1 protein-coding gene and 1 pseudogene are annotated in these 1818 nt (G+C 64.1%); one reads left to right on the top strand and one right to left on the bottom strand.

Features of this window, described 5'->3' with window-relative positions:
- Nucleotides 1-136: 136 nt before the first annotated feature.
- Nucleotides 137-217: pseudogene (locus tag VH499_RS07080) on the top strand (DNA-binding response regulator); the annotation flags it as partial.
- 242 nt (nucleotides 218-459) lie between these two features.
- Here the strand turns inward: VH499_RS07080 and VH499_RS07075 are convergent.
- Entirely contained in the window at nucleotides 460-1659 is a 1200-nt protein-coding gene (locus VH499_RS07075; protein WP_332052000.1) for an IS256 family transposase, read from the bottom strand.
- Nucleotides 1660-1818 lie beyond the last annotated feature (159 nt).

The following is a 1818-nucleotide window of genomic DNA, read 5'->3' as shown; positions in this document are numbered from 1 at the left end:
AAAGCGCGATTCGGTCAAGATAAAGCGCGCCGAACATCTACATCATTTAGCACCACAATATCGAACGCGGGCGCAGAAACCCAGCATTTGCGCGCCTTTTTAAACGCCATCAAACGTCCAACCCTCGAAGTTGGGTCTGATCATCCTCGATCTCGGGCTTCCCGACATCCAGGGGCTGGAATTGCTGCGGATGATCCGCGCTCGGAACGAGGGCGTCGAGCCGAGAGGACGAGGCCAGAGCCGACAAATCCGGGAAAATGACCAGGCACGGCCACGCGGCCGAAGTCACGAGGCGTCAATGCTGCCGCCAGAACGTTTTTGCACATGGGGTAATTCCGGGATCGTGCCATAAGAAGGTACAGGGAATCAGCTCTCCAGAATCGACAAAGGCCGATCGTGTCCCTTGGCGTGGTGTAGCTGGCGACGGGTCGGCGCGATCGCCGGCATAGGCCGGACAGGTCAGCCTGCGATTGCCGGCAGGTTGACGGCGGGATCATCGCTCAAGGGCGCGATGGTTTCCAGGCTCATGTAGCGGGCGCGCTGGACGGCCCATTCATCGTTCTGCTCGAGTAGGATTGCTCCTACGAGGCGCACGATGGCGTCCTCGTTTGGGAAGATGCCGACCACGTCGGTTCGCCGCTTGATTTCGCCGTTGAGGCGCTCGATCGGGTTGGTGCTGTGCAGCTTGGCGCGGTGCTGGGCGGGGAAGGTCATATAGGCGAGCACGTCGGCTTCGGCCTCGTCGAGATAGGCCGCAAGCTTGGGAAGCTTGGGACGCAGTTGATCGGCGACCCGTCGCCATTGGGCTCTGGCGGCTTCGGCGTCGTCCTGGGCGAAGGCAGTGGCGATGAAGGCGGAGACGACGCGGCGGCCCTGCCTGCCGGCGTGCGCCAGCACGTTGCGCATGAAGTGCACGCGGCAGCGCTGCCAGCTCGCATTGAGCACCTTGGCGGCCGCGGCCTTGATGCCTTCGTGGGCATCCGAGATCACCAGCTTGACGCCGCGCAGCCCGCGGCGGGCGAGCTTGCGCAGGAATGCCGTCCAGAAGGTCTCGGCTTCGGAGGGGCCGATGTCCATGCCGAGGACCTCGCGCCGGCCGTCGCCGTTGACACCGACCGCCACGATCACGGCGACCGAGACGATACGGCCGTTCTGGCGCACCTTCACATAGGTGGCGTCGATCCACAGATACGGCCAATCCCCTTCGATCGGGCGGCCCAGGAACGCCTTCACCTTCTCGTCGATCTCCGCACAGAGCCGCGAGACTTGGCTCTTGGAGATGCCGCTCATCCCCATTGCTTTGACGAGGTCGTCGACCGATCGCGTCGAGACGCCGTGGATATAGGCCTCCTGCACCACTGCCGTGAGCGCCTTCTCGGCCAGGCGGCGGGGCTCCAGGAAGCCGGGAAAGTAGCTGCCCTTGCGCAGCTTGGGGATACGTAGCTCCACGGTGCCGGCCCGCGTCTCCCAGTCACGGTCGCGGTAGCCGTTCCGCTGAACGAGCCGCTCGTGGCTCTTCTCGCCATAGCTGGCGCCGGTCAGGCTTTCGACCTCCAGCTCCATCAGCCGCTGAGCGGCAAAGCCGATCATCTCCCGCAACAGATCCGCGTCAGGGCTCTTCTCCACGAGCGCGCGCAGGTTCATCATCTCGTCGGTCATCGGTGGTTCCTCGAATCAGGTTGGTGTTCGCAACCCGACCCTACCGGCGAATCATCGATGACCACTCGCGAAGCCGCTCGCTCGCTACGGCGCTATTGGGGGCGCGCTTCGCGAGCGGCTTCGCTACCGCCCAGCTACACCACTACCGGGGACAGGACC

This window comes from Reyranella sp. (assembly GCF_036558665.1).
GTDB lineage: Bacteria > Pseudomonadota > Alphaproteobacteria > Reyranellales > Reyranellaceae > Reyranella.
The sequence above is the reverse complement of the archived record's forward strand: the minus strand, read 5'-3'. Positions and strand labels throughout refer to the sequence as shown.